This window comes from Superficieibacter electus (assembly GCF_002915575.1).
GTDB classification, from domain to species: Bacteria; Pseudomonadota; Gammaproteobacteria; order Enterobacterales; family Enterobacteriaceae; genus Superficieibacter; species Superficieibacter electus.
This window is the reverse complement of record NZ_PQGD01000004.1, coordinates 241,911-263,092: the sequence shown is the minus strand read 5'-3', so window position 1 is coordinate 263,092 and position 21,182 is coordinate 241,911. Positions and strand designations below refer to the sequence as shown.

The following is a 21,182-nucleotide window of genomic DNA, read 5'->3' as shown; positions in this document are numbered from 1 at the left end:
TTCATTCTACCATGCAGGAACGTAACGACCAGTAGCGGGCATGCAGACGGGACGGTCCGGCAAAGGTGAGCGGGCCCGGGTGCTCAGGAAAATAACGACTGCTCATTACGCCCTCTCCGTCGTTAATAAAAATCTCAACGCTGGAGGAGTCGCACAGGAGATGCAGTTTTTGCACCTTGCCCTGCCAGTAACGGTACTGCCAGTCGCCGCTTTCAAGGCTGCGGCGGGCCAGGCGAATGCCTGTGGCATGCCATTCCACCCTCAGCGTATCGGCAATATTGAGCGTTAGCTCCTCTTCACTTTCCAGGATCAGTTCGAGATTTTGCGCCGCCAGCGCGGGGGCATCATTAGCACGGCCCTGCCATTCATGCGCTTCGCCACGTAACGCCTGTAGCTCACTCACAGGTTGCTGATAGAGTTTACCGCGCCGCGCCGAAAGCTCACGCACGCAGGTCATCTGATGGAGCCAGCCAAAGGCGATCGTCGGCTGGCGCATTTCCTCGCCGTCCGGTACGCCCATCCATCCGACTAACAGACGTCGGCCATCCGCAGTGAGTGTGGTTTGCGGTGCGTAAAACTCAAACCCGGTATCCAGCTCGTGAAGTGGGCCGTGCTGGAACGATGCCGGGTCGTAATGAAACTCACCACTCAGATACGCACTCGGGTAAGTGTTAAGAAAACGCGTCGCTTGCGCTTTTACTCCCTGCGGGCAGCAAAGTAAAAAAGTCGCTTCATCAAGCGTAAAGAGATCCGGGCACTCCCACATATAGCCCGCCTCCTCCAGCCCGCCGAGGCCGCTGCCGGCAATTTCACCAACTAATGTCCAGTGCCGTAAATCGTCTGATTGCAGCAGCAGAACTTTTCCGCGCAGGGCCTGATCCTGTGCGCCCAGCACCATATACCAGCGTCCCTCATGCCGCCAGACTTTCGGGTCGCGCACATGACCGGTGTATCCCTGGGGCAGTGGAACAACCGGACCCAATTTAGTGAAACCACCCGCGTCATTTTGTACAGCCAGACATTGCCAGGCGGTACGGGAACCGTCAGCGAACTTCACATTGCCGGTATAACATAACGTCAGTTTGCCGCCATCATCAATCGCACTGCCGGAGTAGCAGCCATCGCGGTCGTAGTCTTCATCCGGCATCAGCGCGAGTGGCTCATGCTGCCAGTGCAATAAATCTGCAGAGCTCCAGTGGCCCCAGCATTTATGCTTGTGCTGGCAGCCAAACGGGTTCCACTGGTAAAAAAGATGGTAGCGCCCGGCAAAATGAATAAAACCATTAGGATCATTCATCAGCCCCGTGACCGGGGCAAGATGCCAGCGCGGATAGTGGCTATCCTCCCGCGCCTTCGGTTGACCTTTCATTACCGCCTGTAAAATCGCCGATAGCAGAGTATCTGAAGGCATTATTCAGCGTCCGTTTTATATTTGAGCAAATAAGAAATCGCGAAAGCGACACAAAAAGCGATCACCATGCCAATGATATAGTTCAACAGTGAGCTGGCCTGCACGATAGCCATCCCCGGTATAGCCGTTAACCCCACGGCGGTCATATAGACATGTACGGAAACGACCCATGCCCCGCCTGCTGCGCCGCCGACGAGCGCGGCGATAAACGGCTTAATAAAACGCAGATTAATACCAAATATTGCCGCCTCGGTAATCCCCAGCAGGCATGAGAATGCCGAGGGCAGCGTAATCGCTTTAATTTTGGCATCTTTAGTTTTAAACCATACAGCAAGACATGCACCACCCTGCGCCACGTTTGCCATCGCCCAGATTGGCAGCAGAAAATTCACGCCTATCGCCGGGTTGCCTAAAAGCCCCGCTTCGATGGCATGAAAACTGTGGTGGACACCAGTAATAACAATCACAGAATAAAGACCGCCAAACAGCAGTCCGGCCAGCCAGCCGGCGTGAGTAATCAACGTACTCAACACTAAAGAAATACCGTCGCCGAGCGCACGCCCCGCCGGGCCGATAATCAACAGTGCGATAAAGCCCGAAATGATAACCGTCAGGAAGGGGGTCAGGATCAGATCCAGTGCGTCAGGGACTACCCGACGCAGCCTTTTTTCCAGCATACTCATAAACCACACGGCCAGCAGTACCGGGAAAACCGTGCCCTGGTAGCCTATCATCGCGATTTCAATGCCAAAGAAGTTCATGGTATGAAAACCTGCCGCCACTCCCCATGCATTGGTTAATGCGGGATGTGTCAGGATGCCGCCAAGCGTCGCGCCAAGGAATGGATTACCACCAAATTCGCGCGCTGCAGTGAAACCAATCAGAATGGGCAGGATGATAAAAGCCGCCGAGCTACACATATCCAGCATGATGTAGAGCGCATTGTCAGGATTAACCCAACCGTAGGTTTTCACCATGCCGAGCAGCCCCATTAGCAGGCCGGAGGCGACAATCGCCGGAATAATCGGGACGAAAATATTGGATAATAGCCGCGCAATACGCTGGAACGGATTGAGCTTACGGGCGGCAATATCCGCAGCTTCCGATTTAGTAGATTCGCCAATACCTGCCTGAGCAATAAACGCGGCATACACTTTATTAACGACGCCAGTACCAAAAATAATTTGTAGCTGTCCGGCGTTGTGAAAGCACCCTTTCACCCCATCAATTTTACCGATAGCGGCAGTGTCCGCCTTCGCATCGTCCACCAGCACCAGTCGTAAGCGAGTAGCACAATGCGCCGCACTGGCAATATTTTCTTTTCCACCGAGTAGCGGCAGTAATGACCCGGAAATATGGTTAAAATCCATAAAAGAACCTCTGATTATTTTTGTTTCACTGCAATAAAATAAAAAAGCTAAATCGGTTTAGTAAAAAATTAAACTCAAAGTAGTAACGCTTAACGCAACGGTGCTTTTAATTGATGAAGATAGGGTAGCGCGGTCATCGCCCCTTTTGCCGTGGTGGCAAGCGCGCCACAAATCTGGGCATCAGCAAGGCGCTCTGCAAGCTGGGATTCCCGCTCCGGCAAACCATGCTGTGCGAGTCCCCATAAGAGTCCTGCGACGAAGGCATCGCCGGCACCGGTAGTATCCACGCTGACTACAGGCACTGCGGGGTAGTGATAAATAGTGCCATTATGCCAGGCTTTTACCCCCGCTTTTCCCTGCGTAACCAGCAGTAATGTAATGGCGAACTGCTCTGCCAGCTGCCTCATGGCAAGATCCGCGTCCTGCGAACTGGCGATAAACATCAATTCTTCTTCCGACAGCTTCACCACATCCGCCAGCTCCAGCGCCTGGCACACACAGCGATGCAGCAAAGTGTTGTCCGTCCACAGATCTTGCCGGATATTGGGATCGAAGCTCACAAAACCGCCCGCAGCATGGATCTGACGCATAGCGTTGAAGGTAGTGGAACGCGATGGCTCGGCGGATAAAGCGATAGAGCAGCTATGCAACCACTGATCTGGCTGAAAGACAGGAAGATCCTGCATTGTCAAAAACAGGTCGGCGCTCGGACGTACCATAAAGGTAAATGAGCGTTCGCCATCCTCATCCAGGTCCACCACAACGGTTGAGGTACGATGTTGCGCATCGGGCGTCATATAATCGACATTCACCTGCTCATTATTCAGTGTCTGGCGCATAAATCGGCCAAAAGGATCTTCTCCGACCCGGCCAATAAACGCGCTGTTCCCCTGTAATCTTGCCACCCCTACCGCCACATTTGCTGGCGCTCCACCGGGACACTGCATTAACCGTCCTGAGGTTTCAGGCAGCAGATCGACCACCGCATCTCCCAGACACCACACGCGAGCTGACATAATTATCTCCCTGTAAAATTTTTGCCAAAATAACTAAACCGATTTAGCAAAACAATGATTTTACTTTTTTGGCGGGAGATTTTATTACGATTTACGAGATCCATCACATCTTCTGACTGATATTGTCAACGAAACAGAGCCGATGCCAGCATGACATCGGCTCTGAACGGTAATCACTCTCTAACAAGCAGAATGCACGCGCCACCCTCGAATGCCGCAAGATCAATGCGGTCATCAAGCACTATCACGTCCCCGCTCAGTGCATTACGCCAACGGTGACCGCTAAGCCTCTCAGGTAGCATGATGGTGGTGTCCGCCCAGCGGGGATGATGGGTAAGGCTGTCATGATGCTCATCAAAAGCCAGACGAGGCGAAATCACAATGAGCGCCTCTTCGCGATCCGCTCTGGCAAAAGCAAGTACGTTTTCTTCTCGTCTGCCGGTGGCCTCCAGCGGCAAATACGCCCCCTCGCGGAACAGCGATGGTTTATCCTGGCGCAGATGCAGTAATCGCGCCGTGACATGCTGTTTTAACTGCCCGCTGCGCCAGCTTTCCTCTGTTGGAGCAGCAAACGGCTCGTCTTCAGCGAGTAAACGTTCTAACTGCGCAAAATCAGGTTCGCGGCGGTTATCCGGATCGACCAGGCTGAAGTTCAGCGTTTCGCTCCCCTGATAAATGTCCGGTACCCCTGGCGCGGTCAGCTTAATAACCGCCTGAGTGAGGCTGTTGATCAACCCTGCGCGAATAAACGGCTGTAGCGTGTCGCTAAAATCCTGTAAAAACGGCTGGTTGTCCGGCGAAAGCAGGTGGCGGGTATAGTCCAGTACGGCACTTTCATACTCTTCATTGCTGTCACCCCAGTCGGTACGTAATTTGGCCTCGCGTAACGCTTTTTCGACAAACACCACAAATCTTGCTTCCAGCGCTTTCAGACTCGCCGCATCCTGCGCCTCAAGCGTGGGTGGCCAGACACCTGCCAGCGCCTGATAAAGCATCCATGCTCCGCTCGCCCTCGGAGCCGGGCCGTCGTCCAGCAGAGTAACTTTATGCTGATTAATTTTACGCCAGCGCTCGACGCACTCAGCCCACAATTCCGGCGCTTCCGTCAGCGCATAAAGACGTGCGCGGGCATCCTCACCGCGTTTGGTGTCGTGGGTTGAGGTAGATGAAATAGCATCCGGCTGTCGTTCGAGGCGGGTTTGCATTTCGCTGTGAAAACGGTGGATCGAGAAGGTGCGCGGCAGCGGCTCAGCACCCACCTCATTGAGCGCCAGGTCCATGTTTTGCCGGAAGAAAAGCGTGTCCTCCACTGACTTTGCCATCAGCGGGCCGGTAAGCTGCTGAAAACGAGTACGAAACGTTGCAGCAACACCGGATACCTCCTGCGCCACATCGCCTTTAAGGGTACAGCGCAGGAGATTGAGCGCCTGCGGAGGCGGAGCGTTCTCGTCCAGCCGGATACGGGCAATCACCCGTTGCAACAATTCGTCATCGGCGGCGGTTAATCCTTCTGCTGTACCGTAGGTGCGATACACCGGAAACGCGACCAGCAGTTCACGCAACGCGCTGCGAAGCTCGTCTTCACTGAGCGCCGCATTTTCATCCGCAGCAATCGCCTGCGCCAGTTTCAGCAGCGTCGTAAATTCACCTGCAAAGTTTCTGTCTGCCATTAGCAACTTCGCGTTTCGCAGCTCGGTTTTCAGATCGACCGGCTCGCCGACCACGCGATCGTATGCCTGACGCAAAGCGGCAATATTGCCATCATCTACCAGCACGTCGGAGAGCGCGGCGATAAACTCATAGCCGGTAGTCCCGGAAACCGGCCAGTCTTCCGGCAGATGTTCCCCTTTACCGAGGATCTTCTCCACCGTGATGTAGCACTCAGGCCCGGCTTCCTCACGCAGACGGTCAAGATAGGCTTTAGGATCGGCCAGACCATCAATGTGATCGACCCGTAAGCCATCTACCGCCCCCGAGTGGACCAGTTCAAGGATTAACCGGTGAGTATCATCAAATACCGTTTTATCTTCCACACGCACGCCAACCAGACCGGTTATTTCAAAAAAGCGCCGGTACGAAAGGTTGCCTGCCGCTTCGCGCCAGCAGGTTAGCTGCCAGGGCTGCTCATCGTGCAGTCTTGCGATAGCATGCGGATCGCGCTGCGCCAGGAGTTCTTCTTCCCTGCCCTGCCAGCTTTGCGGAGCCAGCGGGTAATAACTGTCGTAATAAACGAGTGCCGGTTTAGCAGTCTGCGGATCGCGCTTAACGCTAATTTCCCCTTTTGCCACAGCCTCTTCAAATGTGTCACCAAGAAAAGGCAGCGTAAGGCGGCGAGACCAGTCAATATCAAAATGACGCGCGTAGCGGCTGTTTTCGCCCTGCTCCACCACGTCTCGCCACCATGGGTTTTCCAGCGATGCGGCCATATGATTGGGCACGATATCAAGGATCAATCCAAGGCCCGCCTTTTTTAGTGCGCTAACCATGCGATCAAACCCTTCCCGACCACCGATAGCAGGCTCAATTTCACTCGTGTGGGTGACGTCATAACCGTGCGTAGAATCAGACGTCGCCGTGAAAATGGGAGACGCGTATAAATGGCTAATACCGAAGCGCTGTAAATACGGCACCAGTGCCGCGGCGCGGTCAAAGGTCATGCCGTTACGAAACTGAATGCGATATGTCGAGGTAGGAATATTCACGGCCTTTCTCCCTGCGCAAGGCGGACAATAACGGCGTTTGGCGTGAGTGTATCTGCCATTTCAGGCAGGGCAAAAAGCGTTTCTCCGGGCAAATCAGGCAGCGGCTGCGTTGCTTCTCCAATATTAAGGGCGAGAGAAAGCGTCCCCTGAGGGAATGTCCAGCTAAGTGCAACGAAGCCTTTCGCCGTGGCAATGACGTGGCCAGCGTGTCCACCGGCAGAGGCCAGTAACGGCACAATGTGCTGCTGACGCAAGGCGAGTAACGTTTTACAGAGTGCCAGCCAGTTTTTTCCCTCTTCGCTCTGTGTTTTCTGCCAGTCAAGTTTTGAGTTCAGGAAGGTTGTCTCATCGTTAGGATCGGGAACGCGTCCCTCTTCATGCCCGGCATGCCCCGCGAATTCTTGCGCCCGGCCTTCGCGTACTGCGCGGGCCAGGTCGCCATGAAAATCAGTAAAGAAAAGGAAAGGATGCGTCTCACCATACTCCTCGCCCATGAACATCAGCGGAATATGCGGTGATAGCAGCAGCGTTGCCAGCAACACTTTAGTACGTTCACCTCCTGCCAAAGTAATCAGCCTTTCACCCTGAGCGCGGTTACCGATCTGGTCGTGATTCTGGATAAAATCAACAAAGGCGGCTGGTGGTTGTCCACGGCTGTCCACACCGCGTGGCTCGCCGGTCTGGGCGGAGATTTCCCCCTGAAAAGCGAACCCCTCCGCCAGGATGCGGGCCACGTGTTTTTCCGGCTGGTCAGCAAAATCCTGGTAATAGGCGTGCGTTTCACCCGTGGCGAAGACATGAATGGCATTGTGAAAATCATCATTCCATTCGCCGGTAAAGAGAGGCGTTGAGCCATCTTCCTGACGCGGATGAAGAAAAATCACGTTGCGGCTGTCTTCCGTGGTCAGATGAACCGGCCGACCGGTGATTTCAGCGCGGATACGTTCGGCGATTTCAATGAGAATATGTTTTTCAGCACTGTCTTTGATTTGATCGATGGCATCAAAACGCAGGCCATCCAGATTGAATGCTTTTAGCCAGTAGAGAGGGGCGTCAATAATATAGCGCCGGGCAGCCTCGACATCGTAAGCAATGCCCGCGCCCCAGGGTGTCATGCGTTGTTGATGGAAAAAATCGGGTGACAGCATTGGCAGGTAGTTGCCTTCGGGGCCGAAATGGTTGAGAACAATATCCAGAACAACGCACAGACCATACCCATGTGCCGCATCAACAAACGCACGAAAATCATCTGGTGAACCATAAGCAGTATGCGGTGCGTAAAGCAATACCCCGTCATAGCCCCAGCCGCGATTGCCAGCAAACTGCGAAACGGGCATGACCTCGATCATGGTAATACCCAGGCTGGCAAGCCAGGGGAGTTTCGCTATTGCCGCCTGAAACGTCCCTTCCGGCGTAAAGGTGCCGATATGCAATTCATAGACCACCGTTTCTTCCCACGGTCGCCCAGCCCATTCTTTATGCAGCCATAAATAATTATCGTCGTTGACCACCAGCGACGGGCCATTAACGCCAGCTTTCTGCGCTCTGGAGGCCGGGTCGGGAATGGTAGTGCCGTCCTCCAGCACATATTCGTATTCTGCGCCAGACGCTACGCCATTGACATGAAGCTCAAACCAGCCGTCCCCGACGGGTGTCATGGCCCGTTCATGACCAGAGAGCCGCAATGTAACGTTATCGTGCGCGGTAGCCCAGAGGCGAAATCGGACGCTATCCGGCGCGATATACTCAGCTCCCCAACGTTCAGGATAAGATCTGGACTTCATTTAATAGCCTCATTTAATTCGCAGGTACGCGTAGACGATATCGCATCAATCATAGTTCAAATGCGCACACCAGGAGACCACGGCGAGGAATTTACACAGCGGGTCAGGTTACGTCATATTCTGCATCTCAAAGCGTCATCGCGGTCGTCTGTTAATGCTCAACCTATTATTGATTGTGACGACTGTTTTCACACCTTATATCCGATGGATAACAACCTGCAAAACCAGGGCGCGATTGGCTATTTTTATTCTCTCCCCAGGTGGGCGATTTCCTTTTTTGCGGGGAATACTGGCTATATAAACAGATGGTTATAATTTGGACCAAAAATCCGGATGGAGCGTAGACTATACGTTGACGACATCGTTAACCATCCCGGCTTCATAAGCATACGCTTATCAGCGACTTCCCCGGCCTCTGGCCGGGGTTTTTATTAGTGTGTACGCTGTTTCGCTGATTTTTGATATATGCCATGGTTTTTTGGCAGTAATGAAAGATTATGAAAAGTTTTAACACCTTACGCAGAAGGCCAGCCGATGAAACAAGATGTAAAAAAATTCCGGGTGAGTACGCAGCTCTCTATGTTGGGCCGAAATCCTGATGAGCAAAGCGGATTTGTTAATTCCCCCGTCTACCGCGGTTCTACCGTACTTTTTAAAACCTGTGAGGATATTCGTCAGAACCGGGCGCGCTTTGCCTATGGAACGCAGGGAACGCCGACGATTGAGAATCTGGAAAATGCCTGGTCAGCGCTGTGCGGCGCAGCCGGGACGGTGATATCGCCGTCTGGCCTCGGCGCACTGGCGCTGGCGCTGTTTTCCGTCACCAAAGCGGGGGATCATATTCTGGTGACGGACTCGGTGTACCGTCCGACACGCCAGTTCTGTAACACGATGCTGGCGAAGTATGGTGTTACCGTGACCTATTACGATCCGCTGATCGGCGCAGGGATTGAGCATCTGGTGCAGGACAACACCCGGCTGATTATGCTGGAATGTCCCGGTTCGCAAAGTTTTGAGGTACAGGATATCGGGGCGATTGTCGCTGTTGCGAAAAGGCACAATCTCAGCACCATTATTGATAACACCTGGGCCACACCGCTGTTTTTCAAAGCTCATGATCACGGCATTGATTTATCAGTAGAAGCCGGAACCAAATACCTCGGCGGCCACTCCGACCTGCTGATGGGGCTGGTTTCTGCTAATGCCTCCCACTGGCCGGCGCTACGTGAAACCTACGACGCCATGTCGATGTTGCCGGGCGCTGAAGACTGTTTTCTGGCGCTGCGGGGGCTGCGCACATTGCATCTGCGGGTCGAAGAAGCGCAGGCACGCGGGCTGGAGATGGCACGCTGGCTGGCGCAACAGCCGGAAGTCAGCCGGGTGCTCCATCCGGCCTTAGCCAGCTGCCCCGGACATGAAAACTGGAAGAAATATTTCACCGGCTCTACCGGGCTGTTCTCTGTCGTCCTGAACGACCGCTTTCGCCAGGATAACGTGGATGACATGCTGGATAATATGTCCGTTTTCAGCATGGGCTTTTCATGGGGCGGATTTGAAAGCCTGATCACGCCGTTTAACTGCGCCGACTACCGGACCGCAATAGCGTGGGCACCGGAAGGGCTGACGTTGCGCCTGCAAATTGGTCTTGAGGATATTGAGGATCTGAAAGAGGATTTAAAAGCGGGGCTACAACGACTGTATCTGCGTTAAAGCAATTCTGTTTTACCTGCGCTAACGGCATAACGCGCGGCGTCCGCCGGAGATGGCAGCGCCACGCGATATCGACCACCGCTTATTTTAGCCCGCGAACGCCCTCTTCCAGCATACGGATTTGCAGCAAGGTTTGCTCATCCGTCACCAGCTTCTCGTGACCATTTATCAGCGTTTCATACAGCGCGTCATAATAGCGGGCATAATCCCCCTGTTCCGACACCACCTTCTCTTCATGCCAGGTGCCATTATCATCTATTCGGGTGAGCACGCCATAATCGTCCGGGGTATCGGTGCCAAAATCCGGACTGCCCGGCAGATAAAAGAGTTTTAGATGCTCCTCCTGCTTGTCTTTGCGGTATTTAACAAACATTCCTTTTTTGCCGTACACCACAAAACTGGGGCGGTCTTTAATCCGGTAATAGCTTGATTTAACGGAAACTTTTAACACGCCATAATAAAGGTCAACGTCGAAATAATCGTTCATCCGTCCGCTGCCGAGCAACTGGCGCACGTCATAATGCACCGAATCAGGTTTGCCAAAGAAGGAGATCACCTGATCAAGGGTATGACAGCCATGGCCGTATAAATAGGAATTCATTGCGTAGTGTTCGTGAACGGATTCCGGCACATGAGGGCGGTAATAATCATAATGCATTTCGACTTCCAGCAACTCGCCCAACACACCAGATGCGATCACCTTCTGGGTGGTCAGAAAGTCGCTGTCAAAACGACGGTTCTGGTAGCACTGGAGCATGAGCCCTTTGGATTTCGCCAGCGCAAAAAGCGCCTGCGCTTCGGCACTGGTTTCGGTAAACGGCTTTTCCACCACGCAATGTTTACCGGCGTGCAGCACCTGCTTAGCAAACGTATAGTGCAATGATGAAGGCGTGCTTACCACCACTAACTGAATGTCAGGGTCGTTCAGCAACACGTCGATATTACTGGTGTATTCTACCGTTGGCAGGCGGTCCCAGATGTCCCGCTCAGGGCTGGCTGAATAGATAGTTTTAATCGTGATTTTATCGGGCCGGGTCAGAATAAAGGGAATATGGTAACGGTTTGCGCTCTTGCCATTTCCAATAAAACCGATGGTTAATTTGCTCATAAAGCGGCTCCCTGGTGTGTAATTTACCTGTTGCAATAATTCAAGCAGTAGAAAACTGAGCGCCAGCATAGCATGAAGAGTGGCATAGTCCAGTAAACTTATCCGTTTATAAGCCTTTGTAATTTATAAAACAAATAATAAAACCACCATCCATAGAGACCTTTATTACCGAGCAACAAAAAGCTAACATCTCTAAAACGAGGGTAAACCAGTACCTTACTGGTCAGGTTAACAATGCGGTCGGTGGAAAAAAGAAAAGCCGAATAACGGCAATAGAATGAATTATTAGGCAGAGTGAAACTGATTTAACAGGCCGCTACCAGAAAATAGTCTGTGTGAAATAACATGCACACTAACGCCGCGCGTTAACCTGGCATCAATGCTTCCTGTCGTTCACGCACGAAGACAGGCCATCCATGAGCCACTTTCCGGACATCTCCGTGGCCGCAAAATGGGTGGTACCTGCCCCCTGATGATAAAGTGCGACATAAGATTTCACATCATCGATAGCCATATTGTACGCCGCCCGCCGCGCCTCATTTTCCGGCCTGTCACGAGCCTCAGTTAATGCCTTTAATAGTGCTGTAAAAGTGACTTCCTCATCCGCCTCAAGCAGATTCATTACTGCTTCACCGATAAGCAAATCAGAAAGCTTTTCTTTTGGACTTTTGCTCATGGTTCTCTCCTTATCGCCAGTCAGCAGTTTGCCGCCTGGCGTGGGTTAACGATTATAGCGTTGTCACCTTTGGCGATGGCAAATAATAAAGACCGATTATTAAACCATTCCGCGCCAGGATCAATTCAGTTTTTTTGACAAAATTTTCAGCGCCAGCTGATAAGCCGCTTTTTCATGCGTTTCAGCCCGCTCCTCCCATGACAATATCAGGGTGTAAAGCAACCGTGGCGATGCGCGTAATCCCTGTTTAAGCAGAAATACAGCTGCGACGCCGAGGATTTCCCTGGCAGAATCAAGTAGAACATGATCATTTTTGTCCAATTTGTCTCCTAAGGTTAAATAAAGGCCCTCCCTGTACGCAAAGCGCAAAGGGGTAGCCCTCCGTGGATATCACGGAAAATAATCAGTTAAAGAGAGACTGGCGGAGCCTGCGCTTAAGACGGTTTTACAAAAACGTCAGCAAAAATATATTGCCAGAACGCCTGGTAATAACGTTGTTGCACGGACTCATGGGGCCAACATAATGTTGAAATGACAGATAATAAGATGCATTAACGCATCTTAATCAGAACTGATGGTTAAGCTGTGGCGTTAGTAATAATATTGACCCCGCGCACAGGCGTATTTGCCCGTCATGCGTTTTCAGTTTTAACATTTTATATTACACCTCCGAAAATTGTTTTCGCGGCCCGTTCACTGAAGAGGCCGAAACATCTTCAGATCAGCGGGAGCGTTCTGCATTAAGTAGCAGACGAAAAACACCCTCATACAGTAACGTCTGTGCGGGCTCCTCAGTTTCGTTCATCAAAAAAGCAATTTTTAAGAACAATGTCTTGCGGCTCACCGGTGAGCCGGTCCGTAACATCGCTATCACAATACGTCCCAATAATTCTTCATACGCCGAATCCATGACCGACGGAATGCCCGTCCCGGGTGACACCGCATCTTCATGTGTTTTCGCCATCGCTGACCCCACAGAAATAGGTTAAGTACTACACTGGGGACAGTGTATATAGGGCCGATATCAAAGACCAGCAAAGCGAAGAAATTATTAGTCTTTTTAATCCGTAATACAGAATATCGGCCTTCAGGTAACCTTATCTTATCCTTAACTATGGCACTTCTCAGAGCACCGATAGTCGCATGGAGGTGCGGGCGAGATTAGCCATTTTTAGCCTCGTCCTGCTCGTCACCCTCTTCCCGAAGCTGGCGGTCAGATGACGGATGTTGCTCAGCCGTCCGGGAAAATTCCAGATTCACAACGTTATCGCCGTGTGGCGCTTGCGTCTGCTCCAGGTTTTCCAGGATCTTGCGAGCCTGACCGATTTCAGCCAAATAATCTTCATCTGTCTCCTGCCCAGCTTGTTTTTCAAGCCTTAGTATCAGAGATTCACGAGAAACCTCTTCCTTTTCGAAGATATGACTAATAACGGCCTCGCCTATCGCAATATAGCCTTTTTTATCTTCATCAGAAATTGACACTAATAAATATCTCCTCTTATCAAGAACTACGCCACTCCTTATACAAACTGCGGTAAATCCTTTAATTAGCGTCGCATTAAAATGCATCGCTGTGACTATCATTATAACGCAACGGCACTGACTGTGAGTATTTTAAGAACAATCTGCCCCGCTTTTTTTTCGCGCCATCCATTAACGCTGATACGTTATTTCCTCTTATTCATCATTACACTACTGATAGATTATAGTATGACGAACAATAGCCGCACGAAATATTTTTCAGTTATTAATCACCCAATGACAAACCTACGTAATATAGAAACTGGCGTATCTTATATTTTCGCTTATTTATCTGACGGATAACCTTTTTCTGACAACCGCTGTACCACAGTTGTGCCAATAGATGTACCGACGCCTTGAGGAGAACGGCCCATGTGCTCTATTGGACGATACAGAGGCCCGGGACGGCAACGCAGACGATGCGCTGACATGTTGAACTTACGCTAAACGGCGAAAATAGCATTGACGAACGCGATCACCCTGGAGCCAGCAACGATGCAGAAAGACGCATCCTTTTGAAATCAATAGATAACTTTATGACCGGCTTCACTTAAAAAGACCAAACAAAAAGTTTTCTTATGCTTAAATACCAAACAAAATGTTTGGCTTATACTGTGATCGCGCTCTCTTTCTGTTCATTTTTTGATTGCCCTGAAGTATTCATTACCGCTATACAATACAAAAAGTTTGTTTAGCTAACTAAATTTCAGGTTGATATGGAAAGTATTAAAGAGAGCTTAGATTTCCTCATACCCATGATGGAAGGGATTGCCGGACAGTTTGGTGAACACTGTGAAGTGGTACTGCACGATCACTCCCAGGGGCTGGAAAGCAGCATCGTTGCCATTATTAACGGTCATGTCACCGGTCGTAAGGTAGGCGATCCAAGCAGTAATCTGGGCCTTGAAGTGCTGCGCGGCAGCGATGTGAACGGCGATCGGCACAACTACTTCACCAAAACTCGTGAGGGTAAAACGCTACGCTCAACCTCGGTATACCTGCGCAATAACCATAAACAGGTGATTGGTGCCCTGTGCATTAACCTGGATATCAGTGACATTTTGCAGGCTGAGAAAATGCTCAACAAAATGGCGGGTCGCCCGGACAACACACCAACCCCCGCTAAAGAAGTCAATGAAGTCTTTGTTAAAGATGTAAACGAACTGCTCGACTATCTGATTGCTGAGTGTATGACGCTCATTGACGTTCCCGTCAGTAATATGAGCCGTCAGGACAAATTGAACGCCATTAAATTTTTTGACGACAAGGGGGTTTTTCTTATTAAAAAATCCGGCGAACGGATTTGCGAATTTCTCAATATCTCTAAATACACCCTCTACGCCTATCTGGGCGAATTACGAGGGGAGAATCCGACGATTGACAGTTAACTGTCAGGGGGAAAAATGCAGACCACACCTTATGTTGCGCTTGACATGGATATCATGGAAAAAATATTAATACCATGACCTCCGGCCTTATTCGCAATAGCATTCAACACTGGCCGCATATTAAAACGCATAAATCGCTGCGTCTGGCCAGGCTTGAGCAGCAGCTGGGGGCCAGCGGCATCACCTGCGCCAGTCTCTCGGAGGCTGAAGTCATGGCCGCCGGAGGCATTGACAAGATCCTGATTGCCTATCCGCTGATTGGCGAAGACAAATGTCGGCGCTATGCCGCGCTGGCTGGCAAAATCACCGTCCGCACCATCGTTGACAGCCTGCCGGGTGCCGAAGGGCTTTCAAAAGAAGCGGTAAAAAATGGCATGATATTTACGGTCGATATCGCCATTGATTATGGTGCGCACCGGGAAGGCATTCAGCCCGGCGACCTGCTGGATTTTGCCCTTCAGGTGGCGGCGCTGCCAGGGCTGAAGGTTGACGGCGTTTTTACCTACGCGGGGACGATTTATCAATATCATACCGAGCAGGATATTCGCCGGGCGGCACGTCAGGAAGCGCAGTTATTAATTGAAAGCCGGGACCTGCTTAACGCCAATGGATTTACCATTACCCGCCTGTCCGGCGGCTCGACGCTCTCGTCGTGGTATCCAGATGAGCTTAAGGGCATTACTGAATCAAGAGCCGGAAACTTTATTTTTGGTGATATGAATGCCATTAATGGTGGCATATATACTACCGATAACTGCGCGCTGACGATTTGTGCAACGGTGATCAGCATTCCCCTACCGGGCTACGCCACTATTGATGCTGGCACAAAATCGTTAACCTCCGATCTTTCCGCTACGCCAGGCTCTTACGGCAGAATTAAGGAGTATCTGGATATTGAGCTGGTCAAACTTAATGAAGAGCACGGGTATTTACGCTATGACCCGCAAAAATATGATCTGGCTATTGGCGAGCAGATTCATATTATTCCCAACCATTGTTGTGTAGTCGCTAACCTGGTTGATCAAATATATGCTTTTCGCAATGGACAATTCAGCGAAACGATTACTATTGATGCCCGTGGAAAAAGTTTTTAATTAGCCGGAAGTATTATTATGACTGACATCGAATTAACTGCTGATGAACGGCAGGAGCTGGTCACGCTTCTTTGCAGCCTGATCCAGCATCCGTCGGAAAACCCGCCGGGCAATGAAAATTCGGTAGCGCTCGCTATTGCCGGGCTGTTACGCAATGAAGGAATTGAAACTGAAATTCAGGAAGTGGCAGAGGGCAGACCCAATGTGATCGCGCGTCTGAAAGGACAGCAACCGGGGAAACGGGTTATTTTAAATGGCCATACCGATGTTGTTCCGTGCGGTACAGGCTGGTCCGTGGACCCCTTCGCGGCAGTGATTAAAGACGATTGCATTATCGGGCGCGGGGCGGCAGATATGAAATCCGGCGTGGCGGCGATGATTTATACCGCCTTGCTGATTAAACGCCGCCAGTATGCTTTTAACGGCGAAATATTATTGCTATTTAACGTTGATGAAGAGCGCGTCAATCTCGGGATGGAACATTTTATTGCCCAGGGAGTTGAAGCAGACTATGCCATTATTGGCGAGCCGACCTCGCTGGACGTGTGTATTGCACATAAAGGGGTTAGCCGCACCCGTTTAACCACTCACGGTACGGCAGGCCATGCGGCTAAAACCCGTCATCCTGACAGCGCTATCGATAAAATGGCACAACTCCTGCCTGAACTGATCAAGGAATGTCAGCAGGTTCAGCAGCGCCAGCATTCACTTTTAGGTAACGCCTCAATGCTGGTAACGACCATCAACGGCGGCAGCGCACCGAATATCGTGCCGCAGTCGTGCTCGCTTGAAATTGACCGCCGGGTGCTACCCGACGAGCAACGCAGTGAAATTAATGCCAGCGTGGCGGATGCCCTGGCCGGCGTGGGATTAAAACCCGATCGGGATTACACGCTGGAGAATTACCTTTTTATTCCCGCCTCGGCTATTGATGACACGCATCCGCTTGTTGAAGCAGCTTTTCAGGCGGCAAGCATGGTCACCGGCTCAGCACGCAAAAGTGTTTTTGATGCCACCTGCGAAGCGCCTTTTTTCTCGGTCGGGTGCGGTATTCCGACCATTATTATGGGCCCGGGCGATTTAGCTCAGGCCCATGTTAAAGATGAATTTGTGCGGATTGAAGAATTACACCAGGCTGCGCAAATTTATACTCAACTGGCATTATCTTTGCTGAAGTAAACTATCAGGAAATATGCAATGAAAATTGAAGCCCGTCTGGCAGAACTAGGGATTACGCTCAGCGTCCCTGGCACCCCTAAGTTTTCTTATGTTTCGGTAAAACAGGTCGGCAATTTATTATATACCTCCGGCAACGATTGTCGGCGTGAAGGTGAATTGATTTATCAGGGAAGTCTCGGTGCCACGCTGTCACTGGCGCAAGGAAAAGAGGCGGCGCGCCAGTGTATTATTAATATTCTCTCTTCACTTAAGGCCTGGCTTGGCGATCTGGACCAGATTAAAGGCTGCGTCAAAATGCTCGCTTTTGTACAAAGCACGGATGATTTTAAAGAGCAACCGCTGGTCATCAATAGCGCGTCCGATCTGCTCATTGAAATATTTGGTGATGCCGGTAAACATGCGCGTTCTGCCATCGGTACTAATGCATTGCCTTTTGATACACCTGTTGAAATCGAATTAATTCTCGAAATTAACGCGTAATTTATTGATACCTCCGGGATATATCCGGCTCCTGTCACGCCACTATTTCATGAAATAGTGGCGGATATTACATTTCAAAAGGATAATATATGTCCAGTCAAGCAAGCTCTCGCCTGAAGCGTTTGCAAATTATGGCATTATTGTTTTTGCTCGTGGCGGGTATTATTAATTTTCTCGACAGAACATCACTTTCTATTGCCAATACCACTATCCGCGAGGAGATGGGATTAACGGCAACAGAGATGGGGCTTTTACTGTCAGTCTTTTCCTTTGGCTATGCACTTTGTCAGCTTCCAATTGGCATGGTGATGGAACGGTTCGGCGTAAAAAAAGTATATGGCTTCGGCATTTTTCTTTGGTCCGCCGCCCAGACTGCGCTGGGTTTTGTCGGTTCTTTTAGCCAGATGATTGTCGCCCGCGTGGTATTGGGGATTGGCGAAGCGCCGCATTTACCCACCGGCGTCAAAGTCGTTAACGACTGGTATAACATCCGCAAACGCGGCGTACCGATGGGCATTGTCAATATGTCGTCAACGCTGGCGCAGGCGCTGGCTCCACCGTTACTGATTGCAATGATGCTGGCCTTTGGCTGGCGGATGATGTTCATCATCATTGGCGTAAGCGGGATCGTACTGTCTATTTTATGGTTTATTTTCTATCGCAATCGTGAAGACGCCGGGCTGTCGGCAGAAGATATTCAGCATCTTGAAGAAGAGACACCGCCCTCCAGCAAAGAGAAAGTGACGCTAAAAGACTGGGCGGGTTTATTTAAACAAAAATCAATGTGGGGAATGATCATTGGTTTTAACGGCGTCGGTTATATGGTCTGGCTGTTCCTGACGTGGCTGCCTTCATATCTCGAAATGTCCCGGGGGCTGAGTCTGCAAAAAACGGGCTGGGTGGCAGCTATTCCTTTCCTGTTCGGCGCAGCGGGCATGCTGGTGAACGGCGTGGTGGCCGACTGGGTCATGAAACGCGGTGCGGATAAAATGAAAAGCCGCAAATGGATGATCTGTCTGGGGCTACTGTGCGCTGCCGGGTTTACGCTGCCTGCGGCCTATACCGAAAGTACCTTTGTTGCCGTCGCCTGTATCAGTATGGCGCTCTTCTCTATTCATTTTGCAGGCACGTCGGCATGGGGGCTGATTCTGGTCTCCGTACCTTCCAGGCTGATTACATCTGTAAGCGGTATTCAGAACTTTGGCGGCTTTATCGGCGGTTCGTTCGCGCCGATTGTAACCGGGATGATCCTCGACCATACGGGTTCCTTTACCCTGGCGCTGGTGGCGTCATCGGTCATCGCGTTTATGGCGTCGCTGGTGTATTTCTTTATGGTTAATAAACCCATTGTTGACCCTTCGGCAATACAGTAAGGATAAGACAGGGGGCTGCGCCCCCGGTCTTAATAAATGATCAATCCTCACCCTTATGAGTTCAGCATGAACCCGGCTCGCCGGACCGTGACCTTCCCGCCGGGCACTTCCCTATCCACGGTTACTTTCTGGTTATAGATTATAATCAAAGCAACCGGACCATAATCCGATAGAAAACAGGGAGATTTGCAGGCATATGTCCTGGCCCATACCTGATAATGAGCAAGCGCGTCTGGCAGCACTGGCGACTTACCAACAGCTGGATACACTGCCAGAGGAAAACTTCGACCGTCTGGCAGGGCTGGCTGCACGGTTATTTGATGTGCCGATTGTTCTGGTGTCGCTGGTGGCGAGCGACCGACAATTTTTTAAAGCGCAGATTGGCTTTTGCGCCACCGAAACCAGCCGGGAGATCTCATTTTGTGCGCACACCATTATGCAGGACGAGATCCTCGTCATTCTCGATGCAGCCACAGACCCTCGTTTTGCCACTAATCCTCTGGTGCTGGGGCCGCCTTTTATGCGTTTTTATGCGGGTAAACCGCTAGTGACACCCACGGGTGAAAAGATAGGTACAGTCTGCCTGATTGACAGCCAGCCCCATGAGACGTTTACCCGCAGCGAGCGCCAGAATCTGACGGATATCACGGCGCTGGTGATGGAGCGCATGGAAATGCGCCGCCTGGAATCATTGCGCAGCGCCAGCCTGTCGCGCTTTAAAAAAATTGCTGAAACCTCACCGGACGCCATTATTTGCTCCAATGCAGAAGGGAATATTACCTTCTGGAACCGTTCGGCAGAGCGCTTATTCGGTTATACCGCTGAAGAAGTGCTTAATCGCAGCAGCCGGGTGATCGTCCCGGAGAGCTGGCTGCGGATTTACGAAGATGAGATTGAACGTCTTCGCCATGGTCAGCAGCTCGCGCTGGCAGATAAAACGATTGAGCTGTCGGCCTTAAGAAAAGACGGCAGCGAGTTTCCCGCCGAGTTTTCACTCTCTACCTGGCATGAAGGGCAGCTCACCAACGTGGGGGCTATCGTCAGGGATATTACCGAGCGTCAGGAAAATGAAGCGAGGCTATTTAGAATGGCCTCGCTTGATGCGCTGACCGACCTGCCCAACCGCGCCGCCTGGAGACAGTGCGTCGTCAGTTTTATGCAGGAGGCCCGTGTCGGGGCGATGCTTTTACTTGACCTTGATGGCTTTAAAGAGGTGAACGATACACAGGGGCATCTGGCGGGTGACGCGGTGCTGAAAGAGGTTGGCCTGCGGCTGAGAAGTCATTTTGACGAGGCCGTCATCATCGCCCGGCTGGGCGGAGATGAGTTCGTGGTACTGCTGAACGACAACGATTTGCGTTTGGTGAGATCTATCGCCGTCCAGATAATCGCTACCCTTTCAGAGCCCTATGAGTTTGCGGGGCAGCATATTGAAATTGGCGTTAGCGTGGGGATTGCGCTTACTCCGCAACACGCCACCAGGCCGGAAGAGTTGCTGAGCGCAGCCGATCTTGCGCTTTATCGCGCTAAAGCGGCGGGTAAAGGCCGTTATGCGCTTTTCGAGCCGGCCTTTCGTGACGTTGCTGTCAACCGACGCCGCTTTAAAAGCGAACTGAAACAGGCGTTTGAAAACCAGGAGTTTGAGCTGTTCTATCAGCCGCAGTTCAACACCGCCACCGGGGCGCTGGTTGGTGCAGAAGCGCTGTTGCGATGGAACCACCCGCAGCGCGGGCTGCTGACGCCGCCTTCTTTTATCGAGACGCTTAATAATAAACCTTCCGCGCCAGCAATAGGCGAATGGATACTGCGCACGGCATGTGCCCAGGCTGCCGAATGGCGTGCCATCGTTCCTCATTTCCGGATAGGGGTTAACCTTTTTGAAGCACAGTTTCGATCCCGCAAGCTTATCGAGGTAGTCAATGAAATATTGACGCAGCTGGCATTGCCCGCTGAAGCAGTAGAGCTGGAAATTACGGAAAATATTTTGCTGCGTCACGATGCTGCCACTCTCTCCTTGCTTCAGGCGCTGCGGCAATCCGGTGTGGGTCTGGCTTTTGATGATTATGGCACGGGGTATGCCTCGCTCAGTTTTCTCAAACGCTTTCCGATGACCCGACTGAAAATCGATCGTTCGTTTATTCGCGATGTGCATACTGACCCGGGAAGCGAGGCAGTAGTACGTGCCATCCTGTATTTAGGACGCAGTTTTGGCATGGCAGTGATCGCAGAAGGCGTCGAGACAACAGCTCAACTTGCGTTCCTGAAAAATCACCATTGCCCTGAAGTGCAGGGCTATCTGTTAGGGCGACCACTTCCTGCCGCGGCATTCCGTGACACCTTCCTGGCGACGTAATGCTGTTCCTCGTCCAC

General features: G+C 51.4%; 16 protein-coding genes. 7 read left to right on the top strand and 9 right to left on the bottom strand.

The genetic code is table 11. From position 1 onward, the window contains the following. Position 1 precedes the first annotated feature (1 nt). From CHU32_RS06570 to treZ, 5 genes are all read right to left on the bottom strand, one after another. Positions 2-1,411 (bottom strand): sucrose-6-phosphate hydrolase, encoded by a 1,410-nt coding sequence (locus CHU32_RS06570; protein ID WP_103675275.1) that lies wholly within the window; start codon positions 1,409-1,411, stop codon positions 2-4. Then, on the bottom strand, positions 1,411-2,781 hold the full coding sequence (locus CHU32_RS06565; protein ID WP_103675274.1) for a sucrose-specific PTS transporter subunit IIBC: 1,371 nt from the start codon (positions 2,779-2,781) through the stop codon (positions 1,411-1,413). Before CHU32_RS06565 ends, CHU32_RS06570 begins: the two co-directional genes overlap by 1 nt. An 89-nt stretch (positions 2,782-2,870) precedes the next feature. Beyond that, on the bottom strand, positions 2,871-3,797 hold the full coding sequence (locus CHU32_RS06560) for an aminoimidazole riboside kinase (protein ID WP_103675273.1): 927 nt from the start codon (positions 3,795-3,797) through the stop codon (positions 2,871-2,873). Between the two features lie 173 nt (positions 3,798-3,970). Next, the gene (gene treY, locus CHU32_RS06555) at positions 3,971-6,499 is read right to left on the bottom strand and encodes a malto-oligosyltrehalose synthase (RefSeq protein WP_103675272.1); all 2,529 of its coding nucleotides are present in this window, start codon (positions 6,497-6,499) and stop codon (positions 3,971-3,973) included. After that, positions 6,496-8,283 (bottom strand): malto-oligosyltrehalose trehalohydrolase, encoded by a 1,788-nt coding sequence (gene treZ, locus CHU32_RS06550; RefSeq protein ID WP_103675271.1) that lies wholly within the window; start codon positions 8,281-8,283, stop codon positions 6,496-6,498. Before treZ ends, treY begins: the two co-directional genes overlap by 4 nt. 534 nt (positions 8,284-8,817) lie before the next feature. On the opposite strand from treZ, the gene metC reads away from it, so the two are divergent. After that, the gene (metC, locus tag CHU32_RS06545; RefSeq protein WP_103675270.1) at positions 8,818-9,993 is read left to right on the top strand and encodes a cystathionine beta-lyase; all 1,176 of its coding nucleotides are present in this window, start codon (positions 8,818-8,820) and stop codon (positions 9,991-9,993) included. An 82-nt stretch (positions 9,994-10,075) separates the two neighbouring features. Here metC and CHU32_RS06540 read toward each other — a convergent pair whose 3' ends face one another. The 4 genes from CHU32_RS06540 to CHU32_RS06520 form a co-directional block, all read right to left on the bottom strand. Then, the gene (locus CHU32_RS06540; RefSeq protein WP_103675330.1) at positions 10,076-11,101 is read right to left on the bottom strand and encodes a Gfo/Idh/MocA family oxidoreductase; all 1,026 of its coding nucleotides are present in this window, start codon (positions 11,099-11,101) and stop codon (positions 10,076-10,078) included. A 376-nt stretch (positions 11,102-11,477) separates the two neighbouring features. Beyond that, the gene (locus CHU32_RS06535) at positions 11,478-11,777 is read right to left on the bottom strand and encodes a hypothetical protein (protein WP_103675269.1); all 300 of its coding nucleotides are present in this window, start codon (positions 11,775-11,777) and stop codon (positions 11,478-11,480) included. Between the two features lie 721 nt (positions 11,778-12,498). Next, complete coding sequence (locus CHU32_RS06525) at positions 12,499-12,741, bottom strand: hypothetical protein (protein ID WP_103675267.1); 243 nt, start codon at positions 12,739-12,741, stop codon at positions 12,499-12,501. Between the two features lie 197 nt (positions 12,742-12,938). Then, positions 12,939-13,259, bottom strand: coding sequence for a hypothetical protein (locus CHU32_RS06520; RefSeq protein WP_103675266.1), 321 nt, complete (start codon positions 13,257-13,259; stop codon positions 12,939-12,941). Positions 13,260-14,014: 755 nt separating this feature from the next. Here CHU32_RS06520 and CHU32_RS06515 point away from each other — a divergent pair. From CHU32_RS06515 to CHU32_RS06490, 6 genes are all read left to right on the top strand, one after another. Continuing rightward, positions 14,015-14,686, top strand: coding sequence for a helix-turn-helix transcriptional regulator (locus CHU32_RS06515; RefSeq protein ID WP_103675265.1), 672 nt, complete (start codon positions 14,015-14,017; stop codon positions 14,684-14,686). A gap of 74 nt (positions 14,687-14,760) precedes the next feature. Beyond that, positions 14,761-15,780 (top strand): alanine racemase, encoded by a 1,020-nt coding sequence (locus tag CHU32_RS06510; RefSeq protein WP_245880187.1) that lies wholly within the window; start codon positions 14,761-14,763, stop codon positions 15,778-15,780. Positions 15,781-15,798: 18 nt separating this feature from the next. Next, a complete protein-coding gene (locus CHU32_RS06505; RefSeq protein ID WP_103675264.1) occupies positions 15,799-16,959 on the top strand; it encodes a M20 family metallopeptidase in 1,161 nt (386 codons plus the stop codon). Positions 16,960-16,977: 18 nt separating this feature from the next. Further along, positions 16,978-17,439 (top strand): RidA family protein, encoded by a 462-nt coding sequence (locus tag CHU32_RS06500; RefSeq protein ID WP_103675263.1) that lies wholly within the window; start codon positions 16,978-16,980, stop codon positions 17,437-17,439. An 89-nt stretch (positions 17,440-17,528) separates the two neighbouring features. Further along, complete coding sequence (locus CHU32_RS06495) at positions 17,529-18,812, top strand: MFS transporter (RefSeq protein ID WP_103675262.1); 1,284 nt, start codon at positions 17,529-17,531, stop codon at positions 18,810-18,812. Between the two features lie 196 nt (positions 18,813-19,008). Beyond that, a complete protein-coding gene (locus CHU32_RS06490) occupies positions 19,009-21,165 on the top strand; it encodes a putative bifunctional diguanylate cyclase/phosphodiesterase (protein ID WP_103675261.1) in 2,157 nt (718 codons plus the stop codon). The last annotated feature ends 17 nt before the right edge of the window (positions 21,166-21,182 follow it).

Bases quoted from the DNA above. Each gene is read 5' to 3' on its own strand.
- CHU32_RS06570 (WP_103675275.1), bottom strand. From the start codon at position 1,411: ATGCCTTCAGATACTCTGCTATCGGCGATTTTACAGGCGGTAATGAAA.
- CHU32_RS06565 (WP_103675274.1), bottom strand. From the start codon at position 2,781: ATGGATTTTAACCATATTTCCGGGTCATTACTGCCGCTACTCGGTGGA.
- CHU32_RS06560 (WP_103675273.1), bottom strand. From the start codon at position 3,797: ATGTCAGCTCGCGTGTGGTGTCTGGGAGATGCGGTGGTCGATCTGCTG.
- treZ (WP_103675271.1), bottom strand. From the start codon at position 8,283: ATGAAGTCCAGATCTTATCCTGAACGTTGGGGAGCTGAGTATATCGCG.
- metC (WP_103675270.1), top strand. From the start codon at position 8,818: ATGAAACAAGATGTAAAAAAATTCCGGGTGAGTACGCAGCTCTCTATG.
- CHU32_RS06540 (WP_103675330.1), bottom strand. From the start codon at position 11,101: ATGAGCAAATTAACCATCGGTTTTATTGGAAATGGCAAGAGCGCAAAC.
- CHU32_RS06535 (WP_103675269.1), bottom strand. From the start codon at position 11,777: ATGAGCAAAAGTCCAAAAGAAAAGCTTTCTGATTTGCTTATCGGTGAA.
- CHU32_RS06525 (WP_103675267.1), bottom strand. From the start codon at position 12,741: ATGGCGAAAACACATGAAGATGCGGTGTCACCCGGGACGGGCATTCCG.
- CHU32_RS06515 (WP_103675265.1), top strand. From the start codon at position 14,015: ATGGAAAGTATTAAAGAGAGCTTAGATTTCCTCATACCCATGATGGAA.
- CHU32_RS06510 (WP_245880187.1), top strand. From the start codon at position 14,761: ATGACCTCCGGCCTTATTCGCAATAGCATTCAACACTGGCCGCATATT.
- CHU32_RS06505 (WP_103675264.1), top strand. From the start codon at position 15,799: ATGACTGACATCGAATTAACTGCTGATGAACGGCAGGAGCTGGTCACG.
- CHU32_RS06500 (WP_103675263.1), top strand. From the start codon at position 16,978: ATGAAAATTGAAGCCCGTCTGGCAGAACTAGGGATTACGCTCAGCGTC.
- CHU32_RS06495 (WP_103675262.1), top strand. From the start codon at position 17,529: ATGTCCAGTCAAGCAAGCTCTCGCCTGAAGCGTTTGCAAATTATGGCA.
- CHU32_RS06490 (WP_103675261.1), top strand. From the start codon at position 19,009: ATGTCCTGGCCCATACCTGATAATGAGCAAGCGCGTCTGGCAGCACTG.